Below are 26,193 nucleotides of genomic sequence, written 5' to 3'. Positions count from 1 at the left end.
CCGTGATCGTCGATGGATTCTTCATTGCCGGGGTGATCATCTGTGCGCTCTCCGTCGTGCTCAGCGTCGTCGCCACGATCCTGCGGGACCACCCGGACGACTACGCCATCATCTCCGTGGCCGCCGTGGAGGTCTTCCTCATCGTCTATGGCATCGCCGCGGCGGTCCGCCAGGCGGGCGGGGAGACGATCTCCGGTGAAGCCTGGGAGTTCTGGGGGTACGTGGCCACCGCGTTGTTCGTCCCGGTCGTGGCCTTCGCCTGGGCCATCACCGACAAGACCCGCTGGTCCAACGCCGTCCTGGCCGCCGTCGGCCTCACCGTATTCGTCATGTTGTATCGCATGGAACAGATTTGGGATGGAGCCACCCTCGTATGAATGCACCAGCCACCCAGCGCCCGAACAGCCGCCAAGCCGGGCTGGGGCGGATCATCATCGCCGTCTACGGGATCTTCGCGATCTCCTCCACGGCCCGCGCCGGCTACCAGGTCCTGACGAAGTTCGGTGAAGCGCCCCTGGCCTATGCCCTCAGTGCCGTGGCCGCCATCATCTACATCATCGCGACCATCGCCCTGGCCTCGAAGAAGCCCGGCAGCTGGAAGGTGTCCTTCCTGGCGGTGCTCATCGAGCTGATCGGGGTCATCGTGGTGGGCATCCTGTCCTTCGCGCTGCCGCAGGACTTCGCCCACCCGGCGGTCTGGTCGCACTTCGGGCAGGGGTACGGATACATCCCGTTGGTGCTGCCACTGATCGGCCTGTGGTGGCTGAACCGGCATCGTGAAGCGGAAGCCGACAGCTAGCCGAATTCAGCTTCAGGGGGCCGATCGTGAATAATGGAAAGGCGTCAGCCCGGCCACCGAACAACCGCCGCATTCCCAAGGAGCACAGTGCACTACTGGAAAGGCCTCGAATCCGTCCCCCCGGACTTCGGGCCATCCGTCGTGACCATCGGCAACTTCGATGGTGTCCACCGCGGCCACCGCGAGGTCCTGTCCACGCTGACCCGTCTGGCCGGCGAACGCAGTGCTGCCGCCGTGGCCATCAGTTTCGATCCGCATCCGGCGAAGGTGCACCGTCCCGATAGCTACCTGCCCCTGATCATGGGGTTGGCCGACCGGGTGGACTCACTGGCCGAGACCGGTCTGGACGCGGTCCTGATGGTGAACTACACGCTGGCCTTCTCCCAGGCCACCGCCGAGGAATTCGTCCAGGATGTCATCGTCGACCGGCTGCACGCCTGCGCCGTCGTCGTCGGTCATGACGTGCGGTTCGGGCGCGGGAACGCGGGGGACTTCGACACCATGGTCGAGATGGGAAGGATCCACGGATTCGACGTCATCGGCATCGACGATGTCGGTGAGACCCGCCGCTGGTCCTCCACCTGGATCCGCGAGGCCCTCACCGACGGGGACGTGGCCACCGCCAACGAGATCCTCGGTCGCGCCCACCGGATGCGCGGGGAAATCGTCCACGGGGCCGCCCGGGGGCGTGAACTCGGGTTTCCGACGGCGAACCTGTCCACCGACGCCTCGGGGATCATCCCCGCCGACGGGGTCTATGCCGGCTGGCTCGTCGACGAGGCGGGCATGCGGTGGCCTGCCGCCATTTCCGTCGGGTCGAACCCGACCTTCGAAGGGGTGAGCCGGCAGGTCGAGGCCCATGTCATCGACCGTCCCGATGAAGAGGTCGGGGACTTCGATCTCTACGGCCAGCAATCCGTCGTCGAATTCGTGGCCCGGTTGCGACCGATGGTCGCCTACCACGGCATCGAGGCGTTGATTGAGCAGATGAACGAGGACGTCGAGTTGGCCCGCGGGGTCCTGGAACATGACCGGGCCGGCGCCTGAGCGCGAGCCCGTCGAACCGGTGACCCGGCCCGCACCGGACGCCCCGCTTCCCAATCTTCCTGCCGGCGGGCCGGCCATCGAAGCCTCCCGCCGCCGGTCCTTCGGCGCCGCCTTCGCCCACGGGGGAGGGCTCTATGATGCCGTTCGCCCGGGTTACCCCGCGGAGGTCGTTGACTTCCTGCTCCCCGCCGGGGCCCGCGACGCAGTGGACCTGGGGGCGGGGACCGGCATCCTCAGCAGGGAACTGGCCGCCCGGGGACTGCGTACGACCGCGGTGGACCCCTCGGAGGACATGCTCGCCCAATTGCGGCTGAAATCCTCATCGATCACCACCGTGCTGGCCACCGCCGAGCAGACCTGCCTTCCGGCGGGATCCTTCGACGTGGCCACCGCGGCGCAGTCCTGGCATTGGGTGGACGTTCCGGCCGCCTCCGCCGAGACCGCCCGGATCCTGCGCCCTGGAGGCCGGTTGGCGCTGGTTTGGAACCAGCTGGACGTCACCGTGCCCTGGGTGCACCGGCTCAGTCGCATCATGCATGCCGGTGACGTGCACCGTCCCGGGTTCGTTCCGGAGATCGGGCCGGAATTCACCGGGTGGGAGTCGATGGGCCTGCACTGGGAGCAGACGGTGACCCCGGAACTGTTGATTGAACTGGCCAAATCACGCAGCTACTACCTGCGGGCGAAGGCACCCATCCGGGCCCGGGTCGAGGGGAACCTGGACTGGTACCTCCATGAGCATCTGGGGCACGAGCCGGGCGAAGAGCTGGGGCTGCCCTACTTCACCCACGCCTGGAGGGCCCATCGTCGGTAGTGACCGGTGATGATAGACTGGTTGGCGGTGTGCGCTGCAGTCCGCGGTTGCGTGTCATCACGCCGGAGACGGCAAATCAACTGTTCGCGGTACAACTCCAGGAGTTAATGTGGCCCTCGACGCTACTGTCAAGACCGAAATCATGAAGGCCTACGCCACCCACGAAGGCGACACGGGTTCCCCGGAGGTGCAGGTTGCTGTTCTCTCACGTCGCATTCTGGACCTGACGGAACACCTGAAGACGCATCAGCACGACCACCACACCCGCCGTGGCCTCATGGGCATGGTCGGACGTCGTCGCCGCATGCTCGGTTACCTCAAGAACACCGACATCGTCCGCTACCGTACGCTCATCGAGCGCCTCGGCCTGCGCCGCTAGTCGGTTCCACGGAAGCGGCCCTCCCGACGGAGGGCCGCTTCCGGGCACGGGGCCCGAGGCCCCACGCCGCCAACACCAATGAAAACCGCAGGAAGCCAGCCATCAAGGACATTCGCGGTCCTCGGTAGTGGTTTACGGGAATCCGGCACGACGCCGGCAACCCCGTGGGCCTCGATCGAAGACCGGGTGCCCCCTCCGGTGGAACCGGAGGAGAGGATCGGCTGGGCCTGCGCCACAACAGAAACGGAGGTGACTCTCCATGGAGGGTCCCGAAATTCAGTTCGCAGAAGCGGTCATCGACAATGGCCGGTTCGGAACGCGCACGATCCGCTTTGAGACCGGCCGTCTGGCCCAGCAGGCAGCTGGCGCTGCCATGGTCTACATCGACGACGACACGTCCATGCTCTCGGCCACCTCGGCCGGCAAGCACCCCCGCGAGGGCTTCGACTTCTTCCCGCTGACGGTGGACGTCGAAGAGCGCATGTACGCAGCCGGCCGCATTCCCGGCAGCTTCTTCCGCCGCGAGGGCCGCCCCTCGACCGAGGCCATCCTGGCCTGCCGCCTCATGGACCGCCCGCTGCGTCCGGCCTTCGTCAAGGGCCTGCGCAACGAGGTCCAGGTGGTCGTCACCATCCTGTCCATGAACCCGGACGACCTGTACGACGTGGTGGCCATCAACGCCTCCTCGATGTCCACGCAGCTCTCGGGCCTGCCGTTCTCCGGCCCCATCGGCGGCGTCCGCGTTGCCCTGGTCGACGAAGGAAACGGTGCCCAGTGGGTCGCCTTCCCGAAGCACTCCCAGCTGGAGAACGCCGTGTTCTCGATGGTGGTCGCCGGTCGCGTGAGCGGTGACGACGTCGCCATCATGATGGTCGAGGCCGAAGCCACCGACCACGCCTGGAACCTGATCAAGGAAAACGGCGCCACCGCCCCGACCGAAGAGGTCGTGGCCGAGGGCCTCGAGGCGTCCAAGTCGTTCATCAAGGTCCTCTGCGACGCGCAGGCCGATCTGGCCGCCCGCGCCGCGAAGCCGACCGTCGAGTTCCCGGTCTTCCGCGACTTCGAGGACGACGCCTACGCCGCCGTCGAGTCCGCCGCATCGGCCAAGCTCACGGAGATCTTCGCGATCGCCGATAAGCAGGAGCGCGACACCGCCTCCAGCGCCTACCGCGACGAGGTCGTCGAGCAGCTCGCCGCCGAGGGCAAGCAGTTCGAAGGCCGCGAGAAGGAGGTCTCCAAGGCCTTCGCCGCGGTGACCAAGCACGTCGTGCGCCAGCGCATCCTCACCGAACAGGTCCGCATCGACGGCCGTGGACTGACGGACATCCGCCAGCTCACCGCCGAGGTCGAGGTCCTGCCCCGCGTGCACGGTTCGGCGATCTTCGAGCGCGGCGAAACCCAGATCATGGGTGTCACCACGCTGAACATGCTCAAGATGGAGCAGCAGATCGACTCGTTGTCGCCGGTGACGCGCAAGCGCTACATGCACAACTACAACTTCCCGCCGTACTCCACCGGCGAGACCGGCCGCGTGGGTTCGCCCAAGCGCCGCGAAATCGGCCATGGTGCCCTCGCCGAGCGCGCCATCATGCCGGTGCTGCCCACGCGTGAGGAATTCCCCTACGCGATCCGCCAGGTCTCCGAGGCCTTGAGCTCCAACGGGTCCACCTCCATGGGCTCGGTCTGCGCTTCGACCCTGTCGCTGCTCAACGCCGGTGTGCCGCTGCGCGCCCCGGTGGCCGGCATCGCCATGGGCCTGGTGTCCGACCAGGTTGACGGCCAGACCCGCTACGCGGCGATGACCGACATCCTCGGTGCCGAGGACGCCATGGGCGATATGGACTTCAAGGTCGCCGGTACCTCGGAGTTCGTCACCGCCATCCAGCTGGACACCAAGCTCGACGGCCTGCCGGCCTCCGTGCTCGGCGCCGCGCTGAAACAGGCCCGTGAAGCACGCCTGCACATCCTCTCGGTGATCAACTCCGCGATCGACGCCCCGGATGAGATGAGCGAATTCGCTCCGCGCATCATCTCGGTGAAGATCCCCGTGGATAAGATCGGCGAGGTCATCGGCCCGAAGGGCAAGATGATCAACACCATCCAGGAGGACACCGGGGCCGACATCTCCATCGAGGATGACGGCACCGTGCTGATCGGTGCGACCAACGGCGAGTCCGCCGAGTCCGCCCGTTCCGCCATCAACGCGATCGCCAACCCGATGGTTCCGGAGGTCGGCGAACGCTACCTCGGGACCGTGGTGAAGCTGACCACGTTCGGCGCCTTCGTGTCCCTGACCCCGGGCAAGGACGGCCTGCTGCACATCTCGGAGCTGCGCAAGCTCTCCGGTGGCAAGCGCGTCGAGGACGTCGAGGACGTCGTCTCCGTGGGCCAGAAGCTCCAGGTGGAGATCACCAAGGTCGATGACCGCGGAAAGCTCTCCCTGGCGCCCGTCGTGGCTGAAGAGGCCGAAGCCTCGGCCGTCGACGCGTAAGGACGAGTACCACCCATGGCTTTGATTCCTTTGCCGCTTCACGGCTCGGGAATGTTCCCGTACACCGCTGAGCAGGGCGCTTCAGAGGCCGGCTCGCCGATCGAGTACGGGGATCCAACCATCCTGGCCGGGGAGGCCGGAGGGGCGCTGGTGCGCCGCTCCGTCCTCCCCGGCGGGGTGCGGGTGCTGACCGAGGCCATGCCCGGACAGCGCTCCGCCACCATCGGCTTCTGGGTCGGTGTCGGTTCACGGGACGAGGTCGAGGGCCAACACGGTTCGACCCACTTCCTGGAACACCTGCTCTTCAAGGGCACCTCACGCCGTGGCGCGATGGACATCGCCACGGCCTTCGACGAGGTCGGCGGCGAATCCAATGCCGCCACCGCCAAGGAAAGCACCTGCTACTTCGCCCGCGTCCTGGACGCGGATCTGCCGCTGGCCATCGACATCATCGCGGACATGATCACCTCCGCCGTCCTCGATCCCGGCGAACTCGAGCAGGAACGCGACGTCATCCTCGAGGAGATCGCCATGGACGGCGACGACCCCGGCGACGTCGCCCATGAACATTTCGTCTCCGCAGTGTTGGGGGAGCACCCGCTGGCCCGCCCCATCGGAGGGACCCCCGAAGCGATCCTGGGGATCGGCCGCGAGGCCGTACTGGACCACTACCGTCGTTTCTACAAACCCAGCGAACTGGTCATCACCGTCGCCGGGTCCCTGGACCACGACGAAGTCTGCGACCAAGTCATCGAGGCATTGCGTGCCTCCGGCTGGACGCTCGAGGAGGGGGCCGCCCCCGAACCCCGGCGCAGCACGGAACCGGTGCCCGTCAGCGGACAACACACCATCGACGTCATCCGCCGTCCCGTGGAACAAACCAACATCATCATGGGCTGCCCGGGCATCGTCGCCACCGACGAGCGACGCCACGTGATGAGCGTGCTCAACGCAGTGCTCGGCGGGGGCATGTCCTCGCGCCTGTTCCAGGAGATCCGCGAGAAGCGCGGCCTGGTGTATTCGACCTACTCCTTCTCCGCCGCCTATTCCGACGTCGGATACTTCGGCATGTATGCCGGCTGCGCCCCGGTCAAGACCGGGCAGGTGATCGGGCTGCTCGGGGAGGAACTGGACCGGTTGGCCGCCGAGGGGATCAGCCCGGAGGAACTGCGCAAGGCCGTCGGCCAGCTCTCCGGCGGCATGGTCCTGGCGCTGGAGGATCCGGGCTCACGCATGGGCCGTCTGGGTCGAGCCGAACTGGTGACCGGCGTCTTCCAGGACCTGGACGAATCGCTGGCCCGGGTCAGGGCCGTCACCGTCGAGGACGTCCAGGCGCTGGCCCGCGAACTGGCCTCCAGAGCTCGAACGGTCACGGTCGTCGGCCCCTTCGACACGCCCGGGGACTTCGGCTACTAGGCCGCCACGCCGCCACCTGTTGCCCGGAAACAGGTTCGACAAACTATGCTGTGGCATATGTGTGAACTTCATCACTCACACCCAACACTCGCATAGCTGTTGAAAGGTTAGATCCACCATGAATTTGAATGGCGTGACGGAGGTGCTGGGCGATATCAGCGGTATCGTCTGGGGCCCGTTCCTGCTGATCCCCTTACTTCTGGGGGCAGGGCTGTATTTGACCATCAGGTTGGGGGGGCTGCAGTTCCTGAAACTGGGTGCCGCCTTGCGGCTGGGGATCCTGAAGCGCAAGGATCCCGGCACCGAGGGGGATATCTCCCAGTTCCAGGCGCTGACCACCGCTCTGGCGGCCACCGTGGGTACCGGTAACATCGTCGGTGTCGCCACGGCCATCGGCATCGGCGGCCCGGGCGCCCTGTTCTGGATGTGGATTACCGGGTTGCTGGGCATGGCCACGAAATACTCGGAGGCCTTCCTGGCCGTCCGCTTCCGCGGCACCGATGCCGCGGGTGAAAAGTCAGGTGGCCCGCAGAACTACCTCGAACGCGGCATCAAGGGGCCGTTCGGCAAGATCCTGGCGCTCTCCTTCGCCATCTTCGCCGTCCTGGCCAGCTTCGGCATCGGCAACATGACCCAGGGCAACGCCATTGCCGCCAACGTCGAGAGCAGCTGGGGTGCCCCGCTGTGGCTCACCGGCTTGACCTTGACCGTGTTGACCATGATCGTCCTGGTCGGCGGCATCAAATCCATTGGCCGCGTTACTGCCGGTCTGGTCCCGGTGATGATCGTCTTCTACATCCTGGGTGCCATCTACATCCTGCTGGCCAACCTGGGCCAGGTTCCCGCGGCCCTGGGCCTGATCTTCACCGACGCCTTCACCGGCACGTCAGCGGTGGGCGGTTTCACCGGTTCGGCGATCATCATCGTGATCCAGTTCGGTGTGGCCCGCGGCCTGTTCTCCAACGAGTCCGGCCTGGGTTCGGCGCCGATTGCCGCTGCCGCAGCGCAGACCTCGCACCCGGTCCGCCAGGGCCTGGTCTCCATGACCCAGACCTTCATCGACACCATCATCGTGGTCAGCTTCACCGGCCTGGTCATCGTGACCACGGGTGCCTGGAGCGAAACCGATCCGGAATCCGGGGAACAGATCTCCGCGGCACTGATGACCGGCGAGGCCTTCAGCCACGGGCTGCCGGGGGAATGGGGCCACTGGGTCGTGACGATCGGTCTGGTGCTCTTCGCCTTCTCCACCCTGTTGGGATGGTCCTACTACGGCGAACGCAATATGGAAAAGCTCTTCGGGCGCCGAACGGTCATGCCGTTCCGTGTCGTCTGGTCCCTGGTCGTCTTCATCGGTGCCACGGTGCAGCTCGAGGTCGTCTGGGCGTTCTCGGATGTCATGAACGGACTGATGGCTCTGCCGAACCTCATCGGTCTGATCGTCCTCTCCGGGCTGATCGTGCGCGAGACCCGTTGGTACCTCAAGCATGACCCCAAGCTCGAGGCCACCAAGGACGAGATCGAGGCTTTCATGAAGGACCAGCCCGGCTGGGACCAGTGGAAGTCCGGCGACATCGTCGGTTCCTCGCAGAACTACGGCGGGTCCAGTAAGAGGGATGGCATGCGCCAGTAGCGGATGGTGCGGCAGCCTGCGGGCCGCCGCACCCCGACCCGAGAAGGCGGGCCGGTCACCGGGAGGACACCCCGGGACCGGCCCGCCTTTTCGGGTGATGCCGGCGAATTGGGGCACGACGGCGCCGGCCGTGCATGGGTGGTGGCGGGGTGAAAGCGGTCCCTAGCCGCCGGCGAAGGGCGGGAGGACGTCGATGACATCCGCGTCGGCCAAGGGACGCGACTCGTCCCTGGCGCCGATCTCGTTGACCAGGAAGCTGGAGCGGGAGAGCACGCGATGCAACGGGGGTCCCGACGCACCGGTGGCGGGGACCGCGTGCGGGAGGTGGCCCAGCAAGGCCGCCAGCGTCCCGCCGTCGTGCTCGATGTCCTGCAGCGGGACATCCAACTCCTTCACCCCGGCAGCGGCGGCGGCAGCGGCAAAGAACCTGACCTTCACTTATCCTCCAATGGCGCTCATGGAACGGTCGGGCTGGACGAAGTCCTCGGCCCCCAGACCGGTGTGGTCCATGCCGTGGGCGCGCGGTTTGGCCCACATGGCGGCCCGCCAGCGGTCGGCGATGTCCTGATCGGTGGCCTCCGAGCGCAGCAGGGCGGTCAGATCGGTTTCCTCCCGGGAGAACAGGCAGCTCATGATCCTGCCTTCGGCCGTGATCCGGGTGCGCCGGCAATCAGCGCAGAAGGGTTCGGTGACCGAGGCGATGATCCCGACGGTGCCCAGCAGCGTATCCGGTTCGCCCTTGGCCCGGACCTCGTAGCGTTCGGCGGGTGCCCCGTCCCGGGACTCGGGGGCCACGGTGATGTCGTAATCGACGCCGAGCAGTTCGCGGGTGTCGGTGGCGGTGACCATGTCGTCCCGGGTCCATCCGTGATCGGCATCCAGGGGCATCTGCTCGATGAAGCGCAGCTCGAATCCGCGCTCGAGCGCCCAGGCCAGCAACGAAGGGGCTTCCAGGTCGTTGATGCCGCGCATCAGGACCGCGTTGATCTTGATCGGGGACAAGCCCGCGTCCGCCGCGGCGTCGATGCCTTCGATGACCTTGTGCAGGAAGTTGCGCCGCGCGAGTTTCTTAAAGGACTCGGCATGGATGGTATCCAGCGAGACGTTGATCCGGGTCAGTCCGGCTTCGGCCAGGGCCCGGGCCCTGGCCGTGAGGCCGACCCCGTTGGTGGTCATTGAAATCGGCAGGTCGGGGTGGTCGGCGCGCAGCCCGGCGATGATGTCCACCAGGTCCTTGCGCATCAACGGCTCCCCGCCGGTCAGGCGCAGTTCGCGCACCCCGTGGATGTCCACGGCGATCCGGACCAGCCGCCGGATCTCCCCGGCGGTCAGCAGGCGTTCCGCCGGCAGCCAGGCCATGCCGTCGGCGGGCATGCAGTAGGTGCAGCGCAGATTGCATTTGTCGATCAGGGAGATGCGTAGATCGGTGGCCACCCGTCCGAACCGGTCCAGCAGGCGCGGATCGTCGCCCGGCGCCGGTGGGGGAACGAAATCCCCGGAGTCCTGGGGGCCGGAGGCACCCGGTTCGGGGATGCCGGGCATGCCCAGGGATACCGCAGCCTTGCCCCCGGTGGCCGGGTCGGCTGCGGACTGGGAGCTGGTGCTGCACGTCATGCCTCGAGCGTAGTCCAGATCCGGGGCGAAAACAGGGGCAGTGGCCGGGTGATCGGCGCCCGAGGATGCCCCGTGGACCGCCGGGATTTCCGTGCGCGCCACAACAACCGGTATGGATATCCGCATTTGCGTCGAGTAGGGTCTAGTAATGACGCAAATGAGAGTATCCGAGGCGGCTCGGTTTCTGGCGGTCAGTGACGATACGGTCCGCCGACTGCTGGACTCCGGACAACTGACCGCAGGCAAGGACGCCTCCGGGCGGATCACCGTCGACGGGGTGGAACTGGCGGGCTACATCCGCGGTCTGGCCGAGACGCCGAGCGACCCGGCCCACGTGGCCTCCTCGGCCCGGAACCGCTTCGTCGGCCTGGTGACCGCGGTGACCGCCGACCGGGTCATGGCGCAGGTGGAAATGCAATGCGGCCCCTTCCGTGTCGTGTCCTTGATGAGCAGCGAAGCCGTGAAGGACCTGGGGCTGGAACCGGGACGCATTGCCACGGCAGTGGTGAAATCAACCAACGTCATCATCGAAACAAAGGCCTGATCATGCGCAACCCCCTCATCACCGTCATGGCCGCGGCCGCGTTGCTGCTCTCGGCGTGCGGGACACCGGCCGCCGGCACGGACCCGACGGCCTCGACACCGGGCGGGCAGGACGGGGCGGCGATCCACTTCGCGGCGGCAGCCTCCCTGACCGACGTCGCCCCGGAACTGACCCGGGCCTACGCCGAGGAAACCGGGGACACGACCCGGATCGACATCAACCTCGGCGCCTCCTCCAAGCTCGTCCAGCAAGCGAACTCCGGCCAGCAGCCCGATGTGCTGATCACCGCCGACACCCAGGCCCCCGAGGCGCTGGAGGATCCAACGGCCTTCGAACCCCCGATCGACCTGGTTTCGAACACCCTGGTGCTCGCGGTTCCCGCCACGTCGAAGATCACCGCCGCGGACCAGTTGCCCGAGGCCGGTGCGGTGGCGTTATGCGCCCCGGCGGTGCCTTGTGGCCGGGCCGCCAACACCTATCTCGACCACCAGGGTTTCTCCCTGGACACGGTCAGCGAGGAAGACAACGTGCGGGCCGTGCTGACCAAGGTCACCGCGGGACAAGTCGACGCCGGCTTCGTCTATGCCACCGACGCCGCAGCAGCCGGGGACCAGGTCCGGGCCATCGACCTGACGGGGCTGGACGCCAACATCTATCCGTTGCTGGTCGCCACCGATGCCGCCGAACCTGCGCAGGACTTCGCTCGCTGGCTCCAGGGGGATGCGGCCATGAAGCTGCTGAACGACGCCGGTTTCTCGGCGCCGTGACCCGCACCGTCCTCTCGCCCCGCATGCGGCGGGCGACCACCCCCGGATGGCTGTGGGTTCCGGCGCTCATTGGGCTCGCTGCCCTGGCCGGGCCCCTGGTGGCGCTCTTCGTCGCGGCCCGCTGGCAGGACCTGCCCGAGTTGCTGGCCCGCGACGAGGCCCGCACGGCGTTGGGTCTCTCCCTGGGCACGGCGACGGCCTCGACCATCGTGTGCTTCCTGCTCGGGCTGCCCCTGGCGGTGCTGCTTTCGCGCCTGCACGGAGTCGTCCTGCAGGTGCTGCGCGGCCTGCTGGTCGTGCCGCTGGTGCTCTCACCGGTGGTCTCGGGACTGGCCCTGCTCTACTTCTGGGGCCGCCAGACACCGGTGGGGGGCTGGCTGGACTCGATCGGCCTGGGCGTGGGCTTCAGCCCGGCGGCGGTCGTGCTGGTCCAGGTGTTCGTCTCGCTGCCCTTCTTCGTCGTCTCGGCGCTGAGCAGCATCGAAGCGGTGGACACCGACCTGGAATTCTCCGGGGCCAACGCCGGGGCCTCCTCCGGACAGATCCTGGCCCACATCACCCTGCCGCTGGCAGCCCCCGGGATCATCGTGGGCACGCTGCTGGCCTTCGCCCGGTCCCTGGGCGAATACGGGGCGACCATCACCTTCGCCGGTTCCGTGGCAGGACGCACCCGGACCTTGCCGCTGCAGATCGAATTGGCGCTGAACTCCAACGACCCGCAGGCAGCCCTGGGGATCAGCCTGATGCTGATCGGGCTCTACCTGATCGTGCTCGTCGTGGCCGGGGCCGGGGTCGGCAGGATCTTCAGGCGGTAGCCACCCGTAGGATGGACGCCATGAAGCAACCCTTCCGACGCAGCGTCGACGAGCACCGTGGCGTGCTGAAGGCCCTGCTGTCCGAACTGCCGTCACGGCTGGGGTCCCAGGAGCTGGTGCTGGGCGAAGCCCGCGGACGGATCCTGGCCGCGGATCTGCCGGCACCCCGGAACCTGCCGGCGTTCGATAATTCGCAGATGGACGGATTCGCCGTACGCCGAGCCGACCTGCTTGACGGGCAGGAACTCCGGGTCGGTGCCGTGATCGCCGCCGGCGATGCCGCGGAAGCCCTGCCGGCCGGAACGGCGGCCCCCATCATGACCGGGGCCATGCTCCCGCCCGGCGCGGACGCCGTGGTACCCATCGAAAGGGCGGACCCCCCGGATTTCCCGGAGGCCCTCAGCCAGCCGGGCCCCCCGGCAGGGGCCTGGACGGTACGCCTGCCCGCCGACACCCCCGACGGCCAGTTCATCCGCGCGGCCGGAAGCGATATCGCCCGCGGGGCCATCGCCCTGCCTGCAGGAACCCGGCTCGGCCCGGCCCAGCTCGGACTGGCCGCGGCCTTGGGGTTGGACCGGCTCACCGTGACCGGGCGCCCCCGGGTCCTGGTCCTGGCCACCGGGGACGAGGTGCGCGCGCCCGGCTCCGACCTCGCTCCGGGACAGATCCACGATGCCAACACCACCTTGTTGCTGGGCCTCTTCGCCGAGGCGGGGGCCGAGGTCGCCGCCGCAGGCATCAGCACCGACGCGCCGGAGGCCTTCATGGCCGAACTGGCCCCCGCCCTGGGACCGCCCGGCGCTCCGGCCGCCGATCTCGTGGTGACCAGCGGGGGCATCAGCAAGGGCGCCTTCGAGGTCGTCCGGCTGGCCCTGGCCGGCCACGGGATCGAGTTCGGCTCCGTCGCCATGCAACCCGGAGGGCCCCAGGGCGCCGGCATGCTGCGGCTGCCGGGGGCGGCGCCGACCCCCTTGCTGGCCTTCCCGGGAAACCCGGTCAGCGGGGTCGTCAGCTTCGAGCTGCTGGCCCGGCCCGTCTGGGAGGAACTCTTCGCCACGCCGCCGCGACCCCGGGTGGCGACCCGCCTGGCCACCGATCTTGCGGCACCTCCGGCGGGAAAGCTCCAGGTCCGGCGGGCCGCCGTCGTCCTCGGGGACGACGGCGCGCCGACCGCGACCCCGGTGGGCGGGCCCGGTTCCCATCTGGTCCATGCCCTGGCCAGGTCCAATGCCCTGCTGGTGCTCCCTGCCGGAAGCGCGGCACCCCGGGCTGGAGAAATGATCGACACCCTCATTTACGGAGCGCAGATATGAACGACCCCGAAGCACCAGCCCTGAGCCATGTCCGGGCCGACGGATCCGCGCATATGGTCGATGTCTCCGCCAAGGCCGAGACCTCGCGCCGGGCCGTCGCCCAGGCAGTGCTGCACACCCGCCCCGACGTCCTGGCGATGATCGTCGCGGGGGAGCTTCCCAAGGGCGATGCCCTGGCGGTGGCCCGCGTCGCCGGGATCATGGGCGCGAAGAAGACCCCGGAACTGATTCCGCTGTGCCATCCGCTGCCGCTGTCGAAACTGACCGTCGATTTCTTCCCCGATGCCGACGCCGGAAGCATCCGCATCGAGGCCGCCGTGACCACCCGGGGGGTGACCGGCGTGGAGATGGAGGCCCTGACGGCCGTGTCGATCACCGCATTGACGCTCTACGACATGACCAAGGCGGTCGATAAGCACGCCTCCATCGACGACATCAAGGTGCTGGCCAAATCCGGGGGAAAAAGCGGGGACTGGACCGTCGGGGAGGACCGGTGAGACCCGCATCGACCCGCCGGGCGGGAATCATCATCGCCTCCACCCGGGCCGCCTCCGGCGGGTATGCCGACCGCAGCGCCCCGATCATCGGCGAATGGTTGCAAGGGCACGGCTTCGAGCTGACCGAACCGGTCATCGTCCCCGATGGGGAACCGGTCGGTGCCGCCTTGCGCGAACTGCTGGCCTCGAGCCCGTCGCTGCTGATCACCAGCGGGGGGACGGGCCTGGCCCCCGATGACCTGACCCCCGAGATGACGGCCCCGTTGTTGGACCGGGAGATCCCCGGGATCATGGAGGCCATCCGCGCCGTCGGGCGCACGAAGACCCCGCATGCCGCCCTCAGCCGCGGCCATGCCGGAACCGTCGGCAGGACGCTGGTGGTGAATCTTCCGGGATCGCCCTCCGGGGTCCGCGATGCCCTGGGCGTCCTGGACCCGCTCATCACCCATCTCTGCGAACAGATTGAAGGAGGATATGGACATGCCTGATACCCCGGGAATCGTGGTTTTCGCCGGTATGGCGGAGGCACCCATCGACGTCTCGACCGCGTGGGATGCCGTCGAGACCGACGCCACCGGCGCCGTCGTCACCTTCGGCGGGGTGGTGCGCAACCACGACGGCGGCCGAGCGGTCGACAAGCTGGACTACAGCGCCCATCCCAGCGCCGAGGCCACCATGGCCGCCCTGGCCGCCGAGGTCGCGAGCCGCCACCCCGGAACCCGGCTCTGGGCCGCCCACCGGACCGGGGCGTTGGCCATCGGGGATCCGGCCCTGGTGGCAGCCGCCGCCTCCGCCCACCGCGGGGAGGCCTTCGAAGCCTGCCGGGATCTGGTCGAGGCAGTCAAGGCCGGGGTGCCGGTCTGGAAGGAACAACACTTCACGGACGGCGACACCGAATGGGTGGGCATGGCCTGAGGCGATATCCTTGGGTGCATGAGTGCTCAAATTCGTGTTGCCATCCTCGGCGCCTCCGGGCGCATGGGTTCCGAGGCCGTCCAGGCCGTGGAGAACGCCACCGACATGGAACTGGTGGCGGCCCTGGGCCGGCACGATCCATTGCAGGAAGTGCTCGACGCCGGGGCCACGCACCTCGTGGATCTCACCGTTCCGGGCAGCACTGAAACCAATGTGCGTTTCGCCGTCGACCACGGGCTGCACGCCGTGGTGGGGACCACCGGATGGACCGACGACCGCCGGTCCCAACTCGCCGAACTACTGGCCGCGCACCCGCAGACCGGGGTGCTGATCGCCCCGAATTTCGCGTTGGGTTCCGTCCTGGCCTCCGCTTTTGCCGCCCAGGCCGCCAAATACTTCGAATCCGTCGAAATCATCGAACTGCACCACCCGAATAAGGTCGACGCCCCCTCGGGGACCGCGGTGCGCACCGCCGAACTGATCTCGGCGAAGCGTCGTGCGGCGGGGATCCCGGCCAGCCCCGATGCCACCGAGACCCTGCTGGACGGGGCCCGTGGCGCCGATGTCGAGGGGGTGCACGTGCATTCGGTCCGGCTCCGCGGACTCGTCGCCCACCAGGAGGTCCTGCTCGGTTCCGAAGGCGAACAGCTGACGCTGCGCCATGACTCCTTCGACCGGGCCTCGTTCATGCCCGGGGTGCTGTTGGGGCTACGGACCGTCGGCTCACGCCCCGGGCTGACCTACGGACTGGACTCCTACCTCGATCTGGGAGGCAACGCCTAAGTGAAGACCAAACTCTGGGTCGGCGGGATCCTGCTGCTGTTCGTCCTCTACCTCTTCGCCGCATTCTCCAGCGCGGTGACCCTCATCGGCTCACCTGAACCGCTGGCCAAGGGCATCGGCATCGCGGCCCTGCTGATCCCCCTGCTGGGGGTCTGGATCCTCATCCGTGAAGTCCTTTTCGGGGCCCGTAGCCAGCGCATGGCAGGGATCCTCCAATCGGAGGGGCTGCTGCCCGAGGACAACCTGCCGCGCACCCCTTCCGGACGGATCATCAAGGCATCGGCCGATGAGGACTTCGTGCAGTACCAGGAGGAAGCCGAGGAACACCCCGGGTCCTGGCGCAGCATGCACCGGCTGGCGTTGGCCTACGACGCCTCGGGGGACCGCCGTCGGGCCCGCGAGATGATGCGCCGGGCCATCGACCTGTTCCGGGCCTCGCCCGACGCGAAGGCGTCCACCGGAAGCTGACCTTCCCGGCCCGGGGCCGATCAGCTCCGACGTGAAAACAAGGCAGCCTGCACGCGGGACTGCAGGCCGAGCTTGGCCAGGACCCGCGAAACGTGGGTTTTCACGGTCGTCTCCGAAATATCCAACCGACGTCCGATCAGTTGATTGGACAACCCCTCACCCAGGCACTTCAGCACTTCACGCTCGCGGGCGGTCAGCGTCTCCACCGCGGCAGCGGCATCCAGGGAAGCGGCGTCAGCGATGGGTGGCGCCGTCCGGGCGGCCACCGCTGCACTGACGATTCGTGCCGTGACCTCGGGGGAAATCACCGAATCCCCGGCGTGGACCCGCTGCAACGCGGCGGTGATATCCGCCGGTTCGGCCGATTTGAGCAGGAACCCGTCGGCCCCGGCCTCCAACGCCCCGAAGAGGTAGGCATCCTGGTCGAAGGTCGTCAGCACCAGGACCTTGGACAAGGCCTCGGCGGTGATTTCCCAGGTCGCCTGGATCCCGTCGACGACCGGCATGCGCAGATCCATCAGGACGACGTCGGGGCGCAGCGCCCGCGCCATCTGAACCGCCCGGGCGCCGTCGGCCGCTTCGCCCACGACGGTGAGACCGGGCTGCGTTTCCAAGACCATGCGCATGCCCAGACGGATGGCCGCATGGTCATCAGCCAACAACACCGTGATATCGCTCATGCCGGGCCCTCAGCCGGCGGAACCGAGGCCCGGCCGGCGAGCCCAGCGCCAGAGTGCTCCAAATCTTCCTCCGAGGCGCGAACCGGCAGCCGAACCGAGACCTGCCAGCCGCCGTCGTGCACTGCTGCCGTCAGTTCCCCGCCGAGCTGCTCCACCCGCAGGCGAAGACTCCGCAACCCGGTGCCGGTCCCGGGTTCCCCGGCATCTGCCGCGGACCCAGGTCCGGCCGGTGGTGGGCTGTTGGTGACGCGGACGTGGAGCAGCCCGGCGGCGGGACCACCCTGCCCGACGACGGCGATATTGGCACCGGGGGCATGTCTCAGCGCGTTGACCAGCGACTCGGCCACGACCCGGTAGACGGCAGTCTGTTGTGCCGAGGGGATCGACGCGGTTCCCGACACCGTGCTGGACAGGGTGATCCGGGTCCCCGAAGCAGCATGGGCGGCGACCAGCGAATCAAGGTCCGCGAGGAACCCCGCAGCTTCCTGGGCATCACCCGAAGACAGGATCCGGATCATCGAAGTCAGCTCGTTCAGCCCCGCGACGCTTTCCTTCCGGACATGGGACAGGACCTCGGCGGCGAGTTCACGGGTCCCGGTGCTCAGCGCAGCGCCGGTCTGCAGGGCGATCGCCGAGAGGCGGGCCGAGAGGACATCGTGGAGTTCGTGGGCCATGCGTTGGCGCTCGGAGGCCACCGCCAATTCGTGACGGGCTGCTTCCAGGGTGGCTTGTTGCCTGACGGCATCCTCCGCAGCCTGAGCACGGGTGGCCTCCGCCGCGGACAGCTTGCGTTCCTTGCGCACATTGCTGGCCCATTCGGCCGGCAGCAGCAACGACATTCCGGCAATCAGTGCCGTCAGAACGGCAGCAGGCAGCTCGGCCGTGACCGCCAGGACGGAAAGAGTGGCGACGGCCGTGAGGACCAGGGAGGCGATTTCGGTCATTCGGGAGACCCGGTCGCCGGCAAAGAGCACCAGCGAGAAGACGGTTTCCCAGAGCAGGAACAGCGCCGTCGTCTGGCCCATCAGCAACAGCACCAGTACCGCCGTCCCGGTCATGGAGGCCATCAGGAACGTCGTCCCACGCCGGAAGAGGATGCCCACAGACCCCACGGCTGCCACTGCGGGCCACCAGGCCGAGAAAGCTGGTGGGAACCAGGCCCAGTCGCCATCGTTGTTCACGGTCAACAGCAACCACATCATCGCCGGATAGCCCAGGGCCAGCAGGATGTCCTCGCGCCGGATGGCACTCAGCACCCGGAGAACGGGCCGTTCGGTATCGTTCATGGTTTCATCGTGCCCGTCCCCGCCCGTGGTTCCAAGGCGGGAGGCCACCTGATGGGACGAAGGGATGACCTCCGGTGCATCGATGGCAGGACGCGCGGCAGCCGGGATCCGACGAGTGTGGGGTCATGACCTCTGAGAATCTGCTCAAACTCCTCGTCCTGGCCCTGGTGGACAGCACCAGCATCGGCACCCTGGTGATCCCCGTGTGGTTGCTGTTGCGCCGCGACGTCGGGCGCATCGCCGGACGGATCGGCATCTACCTGGTGACGATCGGGGTCTTCTACTTCCTCATCGGCGTGCTGATGCTGACCTCGGCCACCACGGTGCTCCAGGTATGGGGTGACGGAGCCCGGATGTTCATCGACTCACGCCCGGCCCATTGGGTGGCGCTTGCCGGCGGCGCCGGGCTTCTGTGGTTCGCGCTCAAGGACGGCAAGACGGTGCGCCGGACGGCGAAACCGCAGCACGCCACGACCGCGACCGGGGCAACCGCGACGGCACCGGATCAACCGGGGCCATCCGGTCCGCAGGGCCGTCAGGAAGCGGCCGAGGAACGGTGGAAGACCCGCATCGGCAGGGCCCTGGGCACCCCGGCCGGCCTGCTTACTTTGGCGCTGGTGGCCGGTTTGCTCGAGCTGCCGACCATGCTGCCCTATGTAGCGGCGATCGGCGTGCTGACCGTCTCAGGTCCTGCCGGGGCGGGATCGTTCCTGCTGCTGGCGGGCTACTGCGTAGTCATGTTGCTACCGGCTGGGTTGCTGCTGACCGCCCGGCTGCTGTTGGCCCACCGCATCAACGGACCCCTGCACCGGCTGGGCCAGTGGTTGGGCAAGGCCTCCGCCGAAGCGGTGTTGTGGATCATGGGAGTCGGCGGGTTCCTGCTGCTGCGCTTCGCCGTCGGTGGGCTCTAAGCCGGATCAGCCGGTGCCGCTGCGGGCGAGCGCATGCACCCCGGCTTCCAGCGGGCCCCTCCGGCCGGCCCACTTCAGTCCGATGCCCACCAGCAGGGAACCGACGACGAAGTACAGGTACAACCCCAACCGCGGCATTCCGGCGGTGACGGTGCTCAACGCGTCCAAGGCCACCAGGTGGCCGGCATAGAGGGTCAGCGTCGCGGACCCGGCGCCAGAGAGTGGCCAGAGCAGTGCTTCTCCGGCCAGGCCGAGCAGCGCCGACAGTGCCATGGCCAGCAACTGGCAGGCGCCCAGGACGGCGATCGCGGTCCCCGCCACATGCAGCAGATCCAAGGGGGCGCTGCTATGCGGTGCGGAGAGGACGAACCACCAGGGGGTCCCTTCGACCCCTGCCAGGCCGTGCCCGGAGAGCAACGCAGCATCCAGGGGCAGACCGTTCCCCTCGGTGATCGCCGTCAAGGTCCGCAGCGCCTCGTCGTTGGCTCCGATCACCCGGTCCGAGAGCTCCCGGGCCGCCCACGCCAGGGACGCACCACCGACGGTGAACGCCAGGGCGACCGGAGGCAGCGAGATCCGGCAGCGCCCCAGGGCCAGACCCAGCACGATGAATCCCGTCCAGACCAGGACCGGGTAGTAGCCGGTGATGAACAGATCGGCGGCCAACGAGGCCGGGCGCAGCAGGTCCGTCAGACCGGGGGAGGGGCCTACGGTGGCCGGGGAGATGCGGGACGTCGCCAGCGGGAAGAGCAGGTACCACAGGACGGGGGAGAGCAGCAGCCAGCCGATCGCCGAGAACCAGAGGGTGCGCCACCGCAAGCCGAGGAACACACTGGCGATCAGGAACAGCACCCCGTAGTGCACCAGGATGACGGCGACATTGGTGTTCAACGCTCCACAGCCCAACCCGATGACGGTGATCAACACGGCCCGGATCAGGACCGAGCGCCGCCCGGACCTGAGTCGGGTCCCGGTATGTGGGCGGCTTCCCCCGGTCAGCAGCGCCAAGCCGACACCGGCCAGGATCGCGAACAGTGCCGAGGACGTCCCGGCGAACAAGGTGGCCGTCCAGGTGGCATGGACGGCGCCGGAATCATCGGCCCGGGTCAACGGCAGGATGTGGGTGGCCATCATGCCCAGCAGGGCGAGGCCGCGGGCCACATCGACCCCCGCGATCCGACCAGCGGGGGCGGAGGCGCTCTGACTGGGCATGGGCTCCTGGAGGATCGGATCGGGCGGCGGGGGTGCCGGGGACACACGGTCGAATATATCAAGGCGGGCCACCGGCCGGAGGGGGGACGACGGCGGAATCGGGCCCGCGTCGTCATCGTCGGCCGGGTGCGCGTCATCTTGGTCACGTGGCGCGTGGACTCGGCGGTTTCGGGGTCCGTGCGGGGTAACGTGGTGCCATGCCTACCCCGGAATCCAATACCCCGCGTCATGATGCCATCTTCGGGAACCTGGGGACCGCCATGGTCACCCCGTTCACGCCCGCCGGCGAGGTCGACTACGACCAGGCAGCGGCCTTGGCGACCAAACTAGTCGATGAGGGCTGCGACAACCTGGTGGTCACCGGGACCACGGGGGAGACCTCGACGCTGACCGACGAGGAGAACGTGGGCATGTTCCGCACGGTCGTCGAAGCCGTGGGCGACCGTGCGAAGATCATCGCCGGGTCCACCACCAACGACACTGCCCACTCCATCCAGCTCTCCCAGGCCGCCGCGAAGGTCGGCGTGCACGGGCTGCTGGTCACCGCACCGTATTACAACAAGCCCAGCCAGGCCGGCGTCCGGGCCCACGTCGAGACGCTCGCTTCCTGCACCGATCTGCCCGTCATGGTCTATGACATTCCCGGCCGCACCGGCATCTCCATCAGCACCGAAACCCTGATCCGTCTGGCCGAACACCCCAACGTGGTGGCGTTGAAGGATGCGAAGGCCGACTACCAGGCCACCACCCGCGTGCTGGCCAGCACCGACCTGGATGTGTACTCCGGGGACGACGGGCTGACGCTGCCGCTGATGGCCGCCGGCGCCCAGGGGGTCATCTCCGTGACCGCCCACGTCGCCACCGCCGCATACCGCCGCCTGGTGGACGCCCTGCTGGCCGGCGACCTGGCCACCGCCCGGGCCCTGCACTTCGAACTGGACCCCATCCAGCGTGCCGTCATGTCGCATATCCAAGGAGCCGTGGCCGCCAAGACGGTCCTGAAGTGGCAGGGGGTCCTCTCCAACGCGATCGTCCGTCTGCCCCTGGTGGAACCGACCGATGCCGAAGCGGCCCCCATTCGTGCGAATCTGGCCGAGGCGGGAATCAACCTCTAGGAAAGGGGCCCCGATGAGCGAAACCAGCGTCGTGCCGGAGCAGGAAACGTACCCGAACCCGCCACCGCCATTGGCCCATGACGTCCTGCGGATCGTCCCCCTCGGCGGCATCGGGGAAATCGGGCGGAACATGGCCGTCTTCGAGATCGACGGCAAACTGCTCATCGTGGACTGCGGGCTCCTCTTCCCCGAGGAACACCAGCCCGGGGTGGACGTCATCCTGCCGGACTTCGACTACATCCGCGAGCGCATCGACGACGTGGTCGGCGTCGTACTGACCCACGGGCACGAGGACCATATCGGGGCCGTGCCCTACCTGCTGCGGTTGCGCGGGGACATCCCGCTGATCGGATCGCAGCTGACGCTGGCCCTGGTCGAAGCCAAACTTCTCGAACACCGGATCACCCCGGTGCTGGTCACCGTCGAGGAAGGCCAACGCCACACGTTCGCCGGCTTCGAAACCGAATTCGTGGCAGTGAACCACTCGATCCCCGACGCGCTGGCCGTATTCATCCGCACGAGCGCCGGTACGGTGCTGCATACCGGCGACTTCAAGATGGACCAGTTGCCGTTGGACGGACGCATTACCGACCTACGGGCCTTCGCCCGCCTGGGCGAAGAAGGCGTGGACCTGTTCATGTCCGACTCCACCAACGCGGACGTCCCGGGCTTCACGACGGCCGAACAGGAGATCGGGCCGGTCCTGGACGATTTGTTCTCCCGGGCCACCCGACGCATCATCGTCGCCTCCTTCTCCTCCCACGTCCACCGGGTCCAACAAGTGCTCAACTCCGCCGCCACGCACGGGCGCCAGGTCGCCTTCGTCGGGCGTTCCATGGTCAGGAACATGGGCATCGCCGCCCGGCTGGGGTACCTGGAGGTGCCCGAGGGCATCCTGATCGACCTCAAGGAAGCGGACCGGCTTCCCGAGGAGCGGGTGGTCTTGATGTCCACCGGCTCCCAGGGCGAATCCATGGCGGCACTCTCCCGGATGGCCACCGGCGACCACCGGGTCACCGTCGGCCGCGGGGACACCATCATCCTGGCTTCCTCCCTGATCCCCGGCAATGAGAACGCCGTCTTCCGGGTGATCAACTCCCTGATGGCCCTGGGGGCCGACGTCGTGCACAAGGGCACGGCCAAGGTCCACGTCTCGGGGCACGCCTCCGCCGGGGAACTGCTCTACTGCTACAACATCCTGCGGCCGGGCCATGCCATGCCTGTGCACGGCGAAACCCGGCACCTGCTGGCCAACGCCCGTATTGCCGAACAAACCGGCGTTCCCGCGCAGAACATCCTGGTCACCGAGGACGGGGCCGTGGTCGACCTGAAAGACGGGGTGGCCCGACGGGTCGGCACCGTGGACTGCGAGCTGGTCTATGTCGACGGATCAGCAGTGGGAAGCATCACCGAGGAGGACCTCAAGGACCGCATCGTCCTGGGCGAGGAAGGATTCATCTCCGTGATCTCGGTCATCAACCGACAGCGCGGAACCGTGCTCTCCGGACCCGACATCCACTCCCGCGGGGTGGCCGAGGATGCCGACGTGCTCGAATCCATCAAACCGGCGATCCTCACGGCCCTGCAGGAGGCGCTGGCGAAGAACCCGGAGGCGACCACCCACCAATTGCAGCAGGTCGTGCGCCGGAGCATCGGGTCCTGGCTCGGACGGACCCTGCGCCGCAAACCACTGATCATGCCGGTTGTCCTGGAGGCCTGAAGGCGTGTGAATCCGGGGTTTTGACCCCTGGATCCTGTACGGTTGCGCATATGGCGACCCGTACTTCCCCCACCCCGACGAAGGCCTCCGGCCGCAAACCGGCGGGCAAGACTCCAGCGCGCGGAAAACCGGCTTCCGGTTCCACGCGCCAGGGCGGGACGAAGCCGGTGGGAAACACCGCCGAGGCCGACCAGGACATCGCCCTGCCGCTACGCGCCATCCGTGGCCTCTGGATGGGCCTGGCCCGGGTGATCGGCGGCGCCTTCCGCAAGATCGGCCAGGACGTGCGCCCGGACCGTGACATTCGTCGCGACGGCACCGGACTCTTTCTGGTCGTCATCGCCGTCATCGTCGGCAGCGTCGAGTGGTGGGGACTGCGCGGGGTCGGTTGGTACGGAACCACCGTGCACAACGTCTTCGGCGGATCCCTGGGCTTCATGGCCTCGCTGCTGCCGCTGGTGCTGTTCATCGGCGCCTACCGTCTCTTCCGCCGCCCCGCCGAAAACCGCGCCAACAACCGCATCGGCATCGGCCTGACCCTGGCGACATTCTCCATCGCCGGGATCGCCCATGTCGCCGCCGGATTGCCGACCCTGGACGAACCGCTCGACGCGCTCCGAGCCGGTGGCGGCGTCGTCGGGTTCCTCATCACCGTTCCGTTGGCCGGACTGCTGACCCAGTGGGGTGCCCTGGCGATCATGATCGCCGGCGCCGTGCTCAGCGTGATGATCATGACCGCCACCCCGTTCCGCCATATCCCGGCCCGTCTGCGCCAAGGCTACGAATGGATCATGGGCCAGCCGGAGCCCGGTTCCGAACCCCGTGAACCCGAGGACCCGAACGATCCAGAACACGATCAGAGCTACCTCTATGCCGACCGCGGTGCCGCGGCCCCCAGGCCCAAGCGCAGCCGCCGCGCCGGCAAGGCAGCCAGGGCCCGCCAACGCGAGGAAGAGGAGGCCGCCGCAGCAGCAAGCGAAGGCCTCACCGGCGATGAAGCCTATGACAATGCCGTCATCAACGACCGTGATGCCCAGACCAAACCGGTTCCGGAACCGCAGATCCCCCCGGGTGTACGCCGGCCCACGGCATCCGAAAAGGCCATGGAAAAGGTCAAGAACGACGTCGGACTGGGCACCCCCGCTGCGGGGCAGGATGGGGAACCGGCCACCGAGGCGCTGGATACCACCGCGATCAACGGCATGCTGGCCGGCTCCGGGAGCGCGGCGGCCCCCGCCACCGTGGCCTCCAACCCGGTGGCCCAGCCGGCCCCCTTGTCACCGATCCCGCAGCGCACCGAACAGCTCCAGCTCTCCGGCGACGTCGCCTACACCCTGCCTTCCTCGGAGTTCCTGCCGGCAGGTCCTCCCGCGAAGGAACGTTCCGAGGCCAACGACGCCGTCGTGAAGGCACTCACCGACACCCTGGACCAGTTCAAGGTCGAGGCCCACGTCACCGGTTTCAGCCGTGGGCCTACGGTCACCCGGTACGAGATCGAGCTCTCCCCGGGGACCAAGGTCGAACGCGTGACCGCCTTGTCCAAGAACATCTCCTATGCGGTGGCCTCCTCTGACGTGCGCATCCTCTCGCCGATCCCCGGCAAGAGTGCCATCGGCATCGAGATCCCCAACACCGACAAGGAAGTGGTTGCCCTCGGCGACGTGCTGCGTTCGAACGCGGCCCGCAAGACCGAACACCCCATGGTCATGGGCATCGGCAAGGACGTCGAAGGCGGGTTCGTGGTCGCGAACCTGGCCAAGATGCCGCATATGCTCGTCGCCGGTGCCACTGGTGCCGGTAAGTCCGCCTTCGTGAACTCGATGATCACCTCGATCCTGATGCGGGCCACCCCCGACGATGTGCGCATGGTCATGGTCGACCCCAAGCGGGTGGAACTGACCGCCTACGAGGGCGTTCCGCACCTGATCACCCCGATCATCACGAGCCCGAAGAAGGCGGCAGAAGCCCTGCAATGGGTCGTGCGCGAGATGGACACCCGCTACGACGACCTGGCGAACTTCGGATATAAGCACATCGACGACTTCAACAAGGGGGTGCGCAACGGCAAGGTGGTTCCGCCCGAGGGCTCCAAGCGGGTGCTGAAGCCCTACCCGTACCTGCTGGTGATCGTCGATGAGCTGGCCGATCTGATGATGGTCGCCCCGCGTGACGTCGAGGACTCGATCGTGCGCATCACCCAGCTCGCCCGGGCCGCAGGCATCCACCTGGTCCTGGCCACCCAGCGCCCCTCCGTGGATGTGGTCACCGGGTTGATCAAGGCCAACGTGCCCTCCCGCATGGCGTTCGCCACCTCCTCGGTCACCGATTCCCGCGTGGTGCTGGACCAGCCGGGAGCCGAGAAGCTGCTGGGACAGGGCGATGCCTTGTTCCTGCCCATGGGGGTCTCCAAGCCGATGCGTGTGCAGGGCTCCTGGGTCACCGAATCCGAGATCCACCGGGTCGTGGAGCACGTCAAGGGCCAGCTCACGGCCGTCTACCGCGAGGATGTCGCGGTGGAGGCGGCGCCCAAGAAGGACATCGACGACGACATCGGCGATGATCTCGAGGTGCTGCTGCAGGCCACCGAACTGGTGGTCACCACCCAGTTCGGTTCCACCTCGATGCTCCAACGCAAACTCCGGGTCGGCTTCGCCAAGGCCGGACGACTGATGGACCTGTTGGAATCACGCGGCGTCGTCGGTGCTTCCGAGGGGTCCAAGGCCCGAGACGTCCTGGTCCAGCCCGACGACCTGCCGGCCGTGCTCGCCGCCATGCGCGGGGACACCGCTCCGGCTGCTCCCGAGGAGGTGGCCCCGGCCGAGGCCGCCCTGGTCGAGAACGCCAACGCGAACCACCAGGGCGCCGATCTGGTGGCCGAGGACCTCGCCTCACGGGCCCAAAGCACCGACTACCACGATGAAGACGACGGCGACTCCGGTTCGGAAGACGCCTGGAACCTCACTGGACGGTAACC

The 26,193-nt window shown here is 67.8% G+C and carries 26 protein-coding genes; 21 read left to right on the top strand and 5 right to left on the bottom strand.

Features of this window, described 5'->3' with window-relative positions:
- Positions 1-2 precede the first annotated feature (2 nt).
- From AC3ZI9_RS10875 to AC3ZI9_RS10840, 8 genes are all read left to right on the top strand, one after another.
- Complete coding sequence (locus AC3ZI9_RS10875) at positions 3-377, top strand: hypothetical protein (protein ID WP_444554633.1); 375 nt, start codon at positions 3-5, stop codon at positions 375-377.
- Positions 374-799, top strand: a complete 426-nt coding sequence (locus AC3ZI9_RS10870; protein WP_444554632.1) for a hypothetical protein — start codon at positions 374-376, stop codon at positions 797-799. The genes AC3ZI9_RS10875 and AC3ZI9_RS10870 overlap by 4 nt, the downstream gene beginning before the upstream one ends.
- Before the next feature lie 87 nt (positions 800-886).
- On the top strand, positions 887-1,846 hold the full coding sequence (locus tag AC3ZI9_RS10865) for a bifunctional riboflavin kinase/FAD synthetase (RefSeq protein ID WP_444561725.1): 960 nt from the start codon (positions 887-889) through the stop codon (positions 1,844-1,846).
- Positions 1,827-2,660: a class I SAM-dependent methyltransferase gene (locus AC3ZI9_RS10860; protein ID WP_444561724.1), complete on the top strand. Its 834-nt coding sequence runs from the start codon at positions 1,827-1,829 to the stop codon at positions 2,658-2,660. Before AC3ZI9_RS10865 ends, AC3ZI9_RS10860 begins: the two co-directional genes overlap by 20 nt.
- A 109-nt stretch (positions 2,661-2,769) precedes the next feature.
- Positions 2,770-3,039 carry a 30S ribosomal protein S15 gene (gene rpsO / locus AC3ZI9_RS10855; RefSeq protein ID WP_444554629.1) on the top strand — a complete coding sequence of 90 codons (270 nt, stop codon included), beginning with the start codon at positions 2,770-2,772 and terminating at the stop codon, positions 3,037-3,039.
- A gap of 259 nt (positions 3,040-3,298) precedes the next feature.
- Entirely contained in the window at positions 3,299-5,530 is a 2,232-nt protein-coding gene (locus tag AC3ZI9_RS10850) for a polyribonucleotide nucleotidyltransferase (RefSeq protein ID WP_444561798.1), read from the top strand.
- 15 nt (positions 5,531-5,545) lie between these two features.
- A complete protein-coding gene (locus tag AC3ZI9_RS10845) occupies positions 5,546-6,946 on the top strand; it encodes a M16 family metallopeptidase (protein WP_444554627.1) in 1,401 nt (466 codons plus the stop codon).
- A 118-nt stretch (positions 6,947-7,064) separates the two neighbouring features.
- Positions 7,065-8,579 carry an alanine/glycine:cation symporter family protein gene (locus AC3ZI9_RS10840; protein WP_444561797.1) on the top strand — a complete coding sequence of 505 codons (1,515 nt, stop codon included), beginning with the start codon at positions 7,065-7,067 and terminating at the stop codon, positions 8,577-8,579.
- A gap of 162 nt (positions 8,580-8,741) precedes the next feature.
- On the opposite strand, the gene AC3ZI9_RS10835 is transcribed toward AC3ZI9_RS10840, so the two are convergent.
- The gene (locus AC3ZI9_RS10835; protein ID WP_444554625.1) at positions 8,742-9,017 is read right to left on the bottom strand and encodes a MoaD/ThiS family protein; all 276 of its coding nucleotides are present in this window, start codon (positions 9,015-9,017) and stop codon (positions 8,742-8,744) included.
- Positions 9,018-10,121 (bottom strand): GTP 3',8-cyclase MoaA, encoded by a 1,104-nt coding sequence (gene moaA / locus AC3ZI9_RS10830; protein WP_444554649.1) that lies wholly within the window; start codon positions 10,119-10,121, stop codon positions 9,018-9,020.
- A gap of 220 nt (positions 10,122-10,341) precedes the next feature.
- On the opposite strand from moaA, the gene AC3ZI9_RS10825 reads away from it, so the two are divergent.
- From AC3ZI9_RS10825 to AC3ZI9_RS10785, 9 genes are read left to right on the top strand one after another with little or no spacing between them, the layout of a single operon-like run.
- Positions 10,342-10,737 (top strand): TOBE domain-containing protein, encoded by a 396-nt coding sequence (locus AC3ZI9_RS10825; protein ID WP_444554624.1) that lies wholly within the window; start codon positions 10,342-10,344, stop codon positions 10,735-10,737.
- Positions 10,738-10,739: 2 nt separating this feature from the next.
- On the top strand, positions 10,740-11,504 hold the full coding sequence (gene modA, locus AC3ZI9_RS10820) for a molybdate ABC transporter substrate-binding protein (protein WP_444554623.1): 765 nt from the start codon (positions 10,740-10,742) through the stop codon (positions 11,502-11,504).
- A complete protein-coding gene (locus tag AC3ZI9_RS10815) occupies positions 11,501-12,319 on the top strand; it encodes a molybdate ABC transporter permease subunit (RefSeq protein WP_444554622.1) in 819 nt (272 codons plus the stop codon). Before modA ends, AC3ZI9_RS10815 begins: the two co-directional genes overlap by 4 nt.
- Positions 12,320-12,339: 20 nt before the next feature.
- Positions 12,340-13,632 carry a molybdopterin molybdotransferase MoeA gene (locus AC3ZI9_RS10810; RefSeq protein ID WP_444561796.1) on the top strand — a complete coding sequence of 431 codons (1,293 nt, stop codon included), beginning with the start codon at positions 12,340-12,342 and terminating at the stop codon, positions 13,630-13,632.
- Positions 13,629-14,129, top strand: coding sequence for a cyclic pyranopterin monophosphate synthase MoaC (gene moaC / locus AC3ZI9_RS10805; RefSeq protein ID WP_444554620.1), 501 nt, complete (start codon positions 13,629-13,631; stop codon positions 14,127-14,129). The genes AC3ZI9_RS10810 and moaC overlap by 4 nt, the downstream gene beginning before the upstream one ends.
- Positions 14,126-14,617, top strand: coding sequence for a MogA/MoaB family molybdenum cofactor biosynthesis protein (locus tag AC3ZI9_RS10800; RefSeq protein WP_444561795.1), 492 nt, complete (start codon positions 14,126-14,128; stop codon positions 14,615-14,617). The genes moaC and AC3ZI9_RS10800 overlap by 4 nt, the downstream gene beginning before the upstream one ends.
- Positions 14,604-15,044 (top strand): molybdenum cofactor biosynthesis protein MoaE, encoded by a 441-nt coding sequence (locus AC3ZI9_RS10795; RefSeq protein WP_444561794.1) that lies wholly within the window; start codon positions 14,604-14,606, stop codon positions 15,042-15,044. Before AC3ZI9_RS10800 ends, AC3ZI9_RS10795 begins: the two co-directional genes overlap by 14 nt.
- 18 nt (positions 15,045-15,062) lie before the next feature.
- Positions 15,063-15,827: a 4-hydroxy-tetrahydrodipicolinate reductase gene (gene dapB, locus AC3ZI9_RS10790; protein WP_444561793.1), complete on the top strand. Its 765-nt coding sequence runs from the start codon at positions 15,063-15,065 to the stop codon at positions 15,825-15,827.
- On the top strand, positions 15,828-16,295 hold the full coding sequence (locus AC3ZI9_RS10785) for a hypothetical protein (protein WP_444554616.1): 468 nt from the start codon (positions 15,828-15,830) through the stop codon (positions 16,293-16,295).
- A gap of 20 nt (positions 16,296-16,315) precedes the next feature.
- Here the strand turns inward: AC3ZI9_RS10785 and AC3ZI9_RS10780 are convergent, their stop codons facing one another.
- Together AC3ZI9_RS10780 and AC3ZI9_RS10775 are read right to left on the bottom strand one after the other, a co-directional pair.
- Entirely contained in the window at positions 16,316-16,975 is a 660-nt protein-coding gene (locus AC3ZI9_RS10780; RefSeq protein ID WP_444561792.1) for a response regulator, read from the bottom strand.
- A complete protein-coding gene (locus AC3ZI9_RS10775; RefSeq protein ID WP_444561791.1) occupies positions 16,972-18,261 on the bottom strand; it encodes a sensor histidine kinase in 1,290 nt (429 codons plus the stop codon). The genes AC3ZI9_RS10780 and AC3ZI9_RS10775 overlap by 4 nt, the downstream gene beginning before the upstream one ends.
- Before the next feature lie 125 nt (positions 18,262-18,386).
- Here AC3ZI9_RS10775 and AC3ZI9_RS10770 point away from each other — a divergent pair, with 125 nt between their 5' ends.
- On the top strand, positions 18,387-19,172 hold the full coding sequence (locus tag AC3ZI9_RS10770) for a GAP family protein (RefSeq protein WP_444554613.1): 786 nt from the start codon (positions 18,387-18,389) through the stop codon (positions 19,170-19,172).
- Positions 19,173-19,178: 6 nt separating this feature from the next.
- Here AC3ZI9_RS10770 and AC3ZI9_RS10765 read toward each other — a convergent pair whose 3' ends face one another.
- Positions 19,179-20,384: a heparan-alpha-glucosaminide N-acetyltransferase domain-containing protein gene (locus tag AC3ZI9_RS10765; protein WP_444554612.1), complete on the bottom strand. Its 1,206-nt coding sequence runs from the start codon at positions 20,382-20,384 to the stop codon at positions 19,179-19,181.
- 197 nt (positions 20,385-20,581) lie between these two features.
- On the opposite strand from AC3ZI9_RS10765, the gene dapA reads away from it, so the two are divergent.
- From dapA to AC3ZI9_RS10750, 3 genes are read left to right on the top strand one after another with little or no spacing between them, the layout of a single operon-like run.
- Entirely contained in the window at positions 20,582-21,499 is a 918-nt protein-coding gene (gene dapA, locus AC3ZI9_RS10760) for a 4-hydroxy-tetrahydrodipicolinate synthase (protein WP_444561790.1), read from the top strand.
- Positions 21,500-21,512: 13 nt separating this feature from the next.
- Complete coding sequence (locus tag AC3ZI9_RS10755) at positions 21,513-23,219, top strand: ribonuclease J (protein WP_444561789.1); 1,707 nt, start codon at positions 21,513-21,515, stop codon at positions 23,217-23,219.
- A gap of 50 nt (positions 23,220-23,269) precedes the next feature.
- Positions 23,270-26,191 (top strand): FtsK/SpoIIIE family DNA translocase, encoded by a 2,922-nt coding sequence (locus AC3ZI9_RS10750; protein WP_444561788.1) that lies wholly within the window; start codon positions 23,270-23,272, stop codon positions 26,189-26,191.
- Positions 26,192-26,193 lie beyond the last annotated feature (2 nt).

The sequence above is a fragment of the Arthrobacter sp. AOP36-F1-5 genome, from assembly GCF_058137995.1.
The sequence above is the reverse complement of the archived record's forward strand: the minus strand, read 5'-3'. Positions and strand labels throughout refer to the sequence as shown.

Bases quoted from the DNA above. Each gene is read 5' to 3' on its own strand.
- AC3ZI9_RS10765 (WP_444554612.1), bottom strand. From the start codon at position 20,384: ATGCCCAGTCAGAGCGCCTCCGCCCCCGCTGGTCGGATCGCGGGGGTC.
- AC3ZI9_RS10840 (WP_444561797.1), top strand. From the start codon at position 7,065: ATGAATTTGAATGGCGTGACGGAGGTGCTGGGCGATATCAGCGGTATC.
- AC3ZI9_RS10850 (WP_444561798.1), top strand. From the start codon at position 3,299: ATGGAGGGTCCCGAAATTCAGTTCGCAGAAGCGGTCATCGACAATGGC.
- AC3ZI9_RS10775 (WP_444561791.1), bottom strand. From the start codon at position 18,261: ATGAACGATACCGAACGGCCCGTTCTCCGGGTGCTGAGTGCCATCCGG.
- AC3ZI9_RS10750 (WP_444561788.1), top strand. From the start codon at position 23,270: ATGGCGACCCGTACTTCCCCCACCCCGACGAAGGCCTCCGGCCGCAAA.
- modA (WP_444554623.1), top strand. From the start codon at position 10,740: ATGCGCAACCCCCTCATCACCGTCATGGCCGCGGCCGCGTTGCTGCTC.
- AC3ZI9_RS10755 (WP_444561789.1), top strand. From the start codon at position 21,513: ATGAGCGAAACCAGCGTCGTGCCGGAGCAGGAAACGTACCCGAACCCG.
- AC3ZI9_RS10810 (WP_444561796.1), top strand. From the start codon at position 12,340: ATGAAGCAACCCTTCCGACGCAGCGTCGACGAGCACCGTGGCGTGCTG.
- AC3ZI9_RS10870 (WP_444554632.1), top strand. From the start codon at position 374: ATGAATGCACCAGCCACCCAGCGCCCGAACAGCCGCCAAGCCGGGCTG.
- AC3ZI9_RS10795 (WP_444561794.1), top strand. From the start codon at position 14,604: ATGGACATGCCTGATACCCCGGGAATCGTGGTTTTCGCCGGTATGGCG.
- AC3ZI9_RS10845 (WP_444554627.1), top strand. From the start codon at position 5,546: ATGGCTTTGATTCCTTTGCCGCTTCACGGCTCGGGAATGTTCCCGTAC.
- moaA (WP_444554649.1), bottom strand. From the start codon at position 10,121: ATGCCCGGCATCCCCGAACCGGGTGCCTCCGGCCCCCAGGACTCCGGG.
- dapB (WP_444561793.1), top strand. From the start codon at position 15,063: ATGAGTGCTCAAATTCGTGTTGCCATCCTCGGCGCCTCCGGGCGCATG.
- AC3ZI9_RS10770 (WP_444554613.1), top strand. From the start codon at position 18,387: ATGACCTCTGAGAATCTGCTCAAACTCCTCGTCCTGGCCCTGGTGGAC.
- AC3ZI9_RS10780 (WP_444561792.1), bottom strand. From the start codon at position 16,975: ATGAGCGATATCACGGTGTTGTTGGCTGATGACCATGCGGCCATCCGT.
- dapA (WP_444561790.1), top strand. From the start codon at position 20,582: ATGCCTACCCCGGAATCCAATACCCCGCGTCATGATGCCATCTTCGGG.
- AC3ZI9_RS10825 (WP_444554624.1), top strand. From the start codon at position 10,342: ATGACGCAAATGAGAGTATCCGAGGCGGCTCGGTTTCTGGCGGTCAGT.
- AC3ZI9_RS10860 (WP_444561724.1), top strand. From the start codon at position 1,827: ATGACCGGGCCGGCGCCTGAGCGCGAGCCCGTCGAACCGGTGACCCGG.
- moaC (WP_444554620.1), top strand. From the start codon at position 13,629: ATGAACGACCCCGAAGCACCAGCCCTGAGCCATGTCCGGGCCGACGGA.